Here is a 6,340-nt window from a genome sequence, read left to right as displayed (position 1 = left end):
GTCCTCGACGAGCGGGAGGGCCTCGGGGCCGGGCACCAGGTGCGGGAGGGCGTGCAGGACCGCGCGGCGCTCGTCCGCGGTGCCCTGCTGGTAGACCCGGGTCAGGGCGTCGGCGTCGGCGCGGGCCGCGTGCAGGATGAGGACGCGGGCGGCGTCGGCGTGGGCGGGACCGCAGCGGCGGCCGGCCTCGGCCAGCCGCAGCTCCCAGACGGTGATCGGCCCGTGGGCGCCGGGGTGGGCGGCGGCCTCGTCGAGGGCCTGGTCGAGCCAGGCGCGGGCGGCTCCGCCCAGGCGGTCGGCGAGGTGGCGGTGCAGCCGGTCGGGCGGGGTGAGGGTGGGGGTGGTGCCCGCACCGGGGGTCGCCCGGTCGCCGGTGGGGTCTGCCTCCGGGGTCGCCGGGGTGGCATGGGGACGGGTCACGGGGCGCTGCTCCCTTCGGGGGTGGCGGAGGGATCGCCGTGCGGTGGGAGGGGGGCGGAGGTGGCGGTCGCCGCGAGCCGGGCGGCGTGGCGGAGGAACGGGAGGGAGCGGGCGGCGAAGCGGGGGCCCGCAGGGGAGGGGCCGGGCAGTTCGACGTCCGTCAGGTCCTGGTGTCCGCCGGCGGCGAGGGTGCCGGTGGCCCGGGGCGGGCGCCCGGCCGGTCCGGAGCCCGGCAGGCCGGGGGCGGCTGCTGCCCTCCGGCCTGCCGGGAGTCGGGTGCCGCGGGAGGTGACCAGCCGGGTCAGCGCTCCCGTGGTCGCGAGGGCCGCCGGCGGGGCCAGGACGTCGCCGGGGACGGTGGACGGGGCGGGCAGGCGCAGCAGTTCGGCCCGGGCGTCCGCGCGTCCGGAGCGGGGGCGGGGCGTGCGGGGCGCGGCGCCGCTGGGGACCGGGGCGGCATGCGAGGACGCCGGGCCGTCCACCGCCGTCGCCCCGGTCGGCGCGGGCGTGTTCCGCGCCGTGGCGGTCGTGCGGCTCACCGCTGCGCCCCGCGCTCGTCGACGTCGTCCCGCAGCCGTCCGGCGAAGCGCCTCAGCTCCGCGTACTGCTCGGCCAGTGACGACGGGCCGTCCCCGACCGGGTCCTTGAAGTAGAAGCCCAGCTCGCCCAGCGGACCGGACAGGCCCTTCTCGTGGGCGCGGGCGACCAGACGGGCCAGGTCCAGCACGAGCGGGGCGGCGAGGGCCGAGTCGCAGCCCTGCCAGATGGTCTGCAGGACCATCCGCGAGCCGAGGAACCCGTCGAAGGCGATGTGGTCCCAGGCGGTCTTCCAGTCGCCGAGCGCCGGCACGTCGTCGATGTGCACCTCGCCCTCCGGGGTGTGCCCGAGGGTGTCGGTCAGGACGCGCTCCTTGCCTGCGTTCTTGGCGGCGGCGGCCGCGGGGTCGGCGAGGGCGGCGCCGTCGCCGCCGCCCAGGAGGTTGGTGCCGGACCAGGCGCGCACGGCGAGGGCGCGCTGCAGGAACATCGGACCGAGCACGGAGCGCAGCAGGGTCTGCCCGGTCTTGCCGTCGCGGCCCGCGTACGGCAGGCCCGAGGACTCGGCGAGCGAGGTCAGCGCCGGGTGGTGCAGGCCCGTGGAGGGGGTGAAGTTGACGTAGGGGCAGCCGGCGCGCAGGGCGGCCGCCGCGTAGAGGGAGCTGGGCGGCAGCGTGCCGGCGGCCGGAGCGGGCTCGGTGGAGGCGACGTTCACGACGACGGCGCCGGCGAGGCCCTGGCGGTGCACGAAGTCGCGGATGTCGGCCGCGAAGACCTCGGCCCATGCGTCCTGGCTGCGGCCCGTGTCGTCGGGCACCGGGCCGCCGGGCCTGATCTCCCGGTCGGCGGCGACGAGTTCGGCGTGCACGGCCGAGGGCAGCCCGTGCGGCAGGACGCCGCCGGCGGCGAGGTGTTCGGCGCGTTTGGGCAGCGGGCAGTCGACGGTGTCGTGTCCGCCGAAGACGAGCGACGACAACGCCGGCAGACCGCACGAGGTGAAGGGAGGTGTCTCCGTGACCATGCCGGTCGGCGGATGGAGCCCGGCGACGACGGCGGCACAGCCCGCGATCGCGGTCGTGGCCACGGATCCGCGCGCCCCGATGAGCCAGACACCGAAGCGCGGGGCCGAGGAGGGGGCGGGCAGGGACGGTTCGGCGGACATGGGCAGCCTCCTTGTCGTACGCGAACCGGGTGCGAGCGCCGGAAGGGGACGAGCGGGGTGCCGGGCGCGGGGCCCGGGGGACGGCGGGCGGAGGTCCGGCGTCCTCCGCCCGCCGCCGTTCCGGTTGCCCCGGGAGGGCGCTTCGCCCTAGGAGGGCAGCTCCTTCAGCTGGATGTTGCGGAAGGAGACCTGGTCGTCGGCGCCGTGGTTCTGCAGGCCGATGTAGCCGTCGGTCAGGCTCCGCTCGGGGTCCTTGTTGGTGAAGTCGTTGATCTTGACTCCGTTGAGGAACACCTGGAGGCGTTCGCCCCGGACCTTGATCTCGTAGGAGTTCCACTGGCCGGGCGGCCGCAGGACCTGGTCACGGGCCTTGGTGTTCGCCGACTTGAACGAGTAGACGGAGCCCGTGGTGCGGTCGGGCGCGTCCGTGGCGTCGATCTGGATCTCGTAGCCCTTGTTCACCGCGGACCAGGGGTCGTCGGAGGCCGGGAAGCCCACGAAGACACCGGAGTTGTCGTCGCCCTGCATCTTCCAGTCGAGCTTGAGCGAGTACGACTCCAGCTCCTTGGCCTGGTACCAGAGCAGGCCCATGCCGCCCTCGGACTCCATCACGCCGTCCTTGACGACGAACCTGCCGGGTCCTGCCTGCTTCCAGCCGTCCAGGGTCCGGCCGTTGAAGATCTCCCGGTAGCCCTTGTTCGGCTTGCAGTCGGCCTTGACCTGACCGGTGGCGTACTGCAGGCCGCCGAGCAGGTGGGCGCGGAAGGCCCCGTCGGCGTAGGACTCCTTGGTGTGGCCGCCGCCGGTGTAGAAGGAGCGGCCGCCGCCGTAGCTCTGGCACCAGGCGATCGGGTGGTCGCCCTTCATGGTGCCGCCCTGGTAGGTGGTCTCGTCGAGGGTGGCGAGGACCTTGGCCTGCTCACGCGGGTTGGTGCGGTAGTTGTACCACTCGTCGGTGCGCTCCCACGTGTCGTCCAGGTGCGCGGTGGACGGGTGGTCGTGGTCCTCGACGCGCACGGTGGCCTTCTGGATGGCCGGGTGCGAGTCGAAGTAGGCGCCGACGAGACCGCCGTAGAACTCCCAGTCGTACTCGGTGTCGGCGGCGGCGTGGATGCCCATGTAGCCGCCGCCGTTCGCGACGTAGTCCTCGAACGCCTTCTGCTGGTCGGTGTCGAGGACGTCACCGGTGGTGGACAGGAAGGCCACCGCGTCGTACTTGGCGAGGTTGGCCGTGGTGAACTGCCGTGCCTCCTCGGTCGCGTCGACCGTGATGCCGGCCGGGGCGCCGAGCTCCTTCAGGGCGGCGATGCCGGCCGGGATGGAGTCGTGCCGGAAGCCGGCCGTCTTGGAGAAGACCAGGACCTTCTTGCCGCCCTTGAACGGCTCCTCGGAGAACTCGAAGTCGTCCACGTCGTACAGCGCGCCCTCGCCGCCCCGGAAGACCAGGTAGATCTCCGTGGTGCGCTTCGGCAGCGACCGCAGCGGCACGTCGACGTTCTGGAACGTCTCCCAGCTGCCGGTCGGCGGGATGTACGCCGAGCCGTGCAGCTTGCCGTCGGGCGAACCGGTGCGCAGCTCGATGAAGCCGCCGGCGCCGCCGGAGGAGGCCCGCACGGTCATCTTCTTCTGTCCGTCGAACCGGTAGGGGCTGAAGGAGATCCAGTCGCCGTCGTGGATGTCGCCGACGGTCTTGCCGCCGTTGGCGCCGGTCTTGTCGATCACCGACACGCCCTGCTGGGTGCCGAAGTGCTCGGCCTGGCGGTGCAGCGGCTGGAGCACGGTGCGCGCGGTGCCGGTCAGGGCCTCCTGGCCGTTCGCCCCGTCGTCGGTGTAACTGGCGCCGACGACACCGTAGACGTTGGCGTTGGGGTCGTGGCCGCCGTCCCCGGCGGGCGGCTCGAGGGTGCCCTCGCAGCCCGTCTCGCTGGTCAGCTCGTGGGCGTGCGAGTCGTGGCCGAGGCTGTAGGCGACCTCGACCTTGGAGCAGTCGACGGTCTCCTCGGGGTCGGTGACGGTCACCTTGAACGGGACGGGCTCGCCGAAGGCGGCCAGGCTGCCGTTGCCGGGAACCTCGATCTTCACCTTGGGCTCGGTGTTGCCGACCACGATCCGGACGCTGGCGTTGCCGGTGTTGCCCTCGGGGTCCTTCGCGGTGAAGGTCGCGGTGTAGGTGCCGGCCTTCTTGTACCGGTGGGTCGGGGTCAGCCCCTCGCCCTCGGTGCCGTCGCCGAAGTCCCAGCTGTAGGTGAGGTCCGGGGAGTCGGCGTCCTTGGCGGAGGCGGTGAAGGCGACCTTCAGGCCGACCGCGCCGGAGGTCTTGTCCGCGCTCACCTCGGCGATCGGGGAGAAGCCGTCCTCGGCGTTCTCGATCCGGTACAGCGCGGAGTTCTCGTCGCCCTGGAACCAGGAGACGCCGTAGTCGAGGACGTAGAGCGCGCCGTCGGGGCCGAACTCCATGTCCATGATCTGGGTGCCGGTCCACGGGAAGTCGTTGATCTTCGCGACGGAGCCGTCCTCGGTCTGCTCGATCCGCTTGATCCAGCGGCGGCCGAACTCACCCGCGAAGAAGTCGCCGTCGTACGCCTCGGGGAACTTCACGCTGGAGTCCAGCTCGGGGTCGTAGCGGTAGACCGGGCCGGCCATCGGGGACTCGGAGCCGCTGCCGAACTCGGGCACGGAACCGCCGTCGTACGGGATCCAGGCGGGCTGGGCGGGCGGCAGGTCGACCAGGCCGGTGTTGTGCCGCGAGGTGTTCTTCGGGGCGCTGCAGTCGAACTTCCCGCCGGAGGTACCGGTGGCGAAGTCGTAGTCGGTGTAGGCGTCGTTGTCGCCGGTGCAGAACGGCCAGCCGAAGTTGGCGGCCTCGGTGACCTTGGCGAACTCGACCTGGCCCGCCGGGCCGCGGTTCGGGTCGGCGGCGCCGGCGTCGGGGCCGTAGTCACCGACGTAGACGACGCCGGTCTCGTCGTCGACGCTCATCCGGAACGGGTTGCGGAAGCCCATCGCGTAGATCTCGGGGCGGGTCTTCTCGGTGCCGGGGGCGAAGAGGTTGCCGTCCGGGATGGTGTACGAGCCGTCCTCGGCGACCTTGATGCGCAGGATCTTGCCGCGCAGGTCGTTGGTGTTGCCGGAGCTGCGGCGGGCGTCGAAGGCCGGGTTGCGGTCGGCCCGCTCGTCGATCGGCGTGTAGCCGTCGGAGGCGAAGGGGTTGGTGTCGTCGCCGGTGGACAGGTAGAGGTTGCCCTCGGCGTCGAAGTCGATGTCGCCGCCGACGTGGCAGCAGGTGCCGCGGGAGGCCGCGACGTCCAGGACCTTCTTCTCGCTGGCCAGGTCCAGCGTGCCGTTGGGGTTCAGGACGAAGCGGGAGAGGCGGTTGACGCCGTCGAACTTCTCGAAGTCCGCGGCGGTGCCGTTCTCCGGGGCGTCGCCCGCGGGGGTGTCGAGCGGCGGGGCGTAGTAGAGGTAGATCGCCCGGTTGTTCTCGAAGTCCGGGTCGACGCCGACGCCCTGCAGGCCCTCCTCGTCGTGGCTGTAGACGTCGAGCTTGCCGGCGACCTTGGTGACGCCGCCCTGGTCGGTGATCCTCAGCGTGCCGTCGCGCGAGGTGTGCAGGACGCTGCGGTTCGGGAGCACGGCGAGCGACATCGGCTCGCCCATCTCGGGCTCGCCCTTGGCGAGCGGTACCTGCTGGAACCGCCCCTCGGCGGCGGCCGGTCCGTCGGCGGCCGCCGGCTGGGCGACGGCGACGGTCGCCGGGGTGCCCACGGCCAGCATCAGGCCGGTGAACAGGGCGAGGGGGGTGCGGAGTCTGGGACGCCTCGTGGTTCTGGTCCCTCTGAGTCTGCTTCTGTGCACGAAGTCCCTCCGGGAACGGGATGGGCCGTACGGGTTGGTGCGAAGACGTGCGGTGCGGGCGCCGGGGTGCGCCGTCACCCCGGAGGCGTGGGTGTCCTGAACCCTTCAGGGACGGTAGCCGCGTTCGTCCGGGGCCGACACCCCTTGCGCCAGGGATGGTTGAACTTTTTCCCTTTGCAGGACAAAGCGGTGTCCGGGCAGGCCGGACCGGGGACCGGCGGATGTTCCGGTCCCCGTCCCGACCTCTCGTCGGGCGTGTGGATCAGCTGTTGAAGGCGGCGTCGAAGGATGCCGTGGGCGGGTCGAAGTCGAACCGCTTCAGGTCCGCCAGTGCCTGCGGCGCGCCCTGGAGGCGGTCCATGCCGG

At 72.6% G+C, this 6,340-nt stretch carries 3 protein-coding genes and 1 pseudogene; all 4 read right to left on the bottom strand.

Features of this window, described 5'->3' with window-relative positions:
- A pseudogene (locus FHS37_RS38555) lies at positions 1-420 on the bottom strand (EboA domain-containing protein); the annotation flags it as partial.
- On the bottom strand, positions 417-959 hold the full coding sequence (locus tag FHS37_RS40415; protein WP_230534960.1) for a hypothetical protein: 543 nt from the start codon (positions 957-959) through the stop codon (positions 417-419). The pseudogene FHS37_RS38555 and the gene FHS37_RS40415, both read right to left, overlap by 4 nt.
- Positions 956-2,119: an inositol-3-phosphate synthase gene (locus tag FHS37_RS38545; RefSeq protein ID WP_184829967.1), complete on the bottom strand. Its 1,164-nt coding sequence runs from the start codon at positions 2,117-2,119 to the stop codon at positions 956-958. The genes FHS37_RS40415 and FHS37_RS38545 overlap by 4 nt, the downstream gene beginning before the upstream one ends.
- A gap of 147 nt (positions 2,120-2,266) precedes the next feature.
- On the bottom strand, positions 2,267-5,974 hold the full coding sequence (locus FHS37_RS38540; protein ID WP_184829965.1) for a ThuA domain-containing protein: 3,708 nt from the start codon (positions 5,972-5,974) through the stop codon (positions 2,267-2,269).
- Positions 5,975-6,340 lie beyond the last annotated feature (366 nt).

It is taken from the genome of Streptomyces griseomycini, from assembly GCF_014203535.1.
GTDB classification, from domain to species: Bacteria; Actinomycetota; Actinomycetes; order Streptomycetales; family Streptomycetaceae; genus Streptomyces; species Streptomyces griseomycini.
Note: the sequence above shows the minus strand (reverse complement) of the source record. Positions and strands in the feature narration are given on the sequence as shown.

What these genes read in the sequence shown, in the direction of transcription:
- FHS37_RS38545 (WP_184829967.1), bottom strand. Translation starts at nt 2,119, where the DNA reads ATGTCCGCCGAACCGTCCCTGCCCGCCCCCTCCTCGGCCCCGCGCTTC.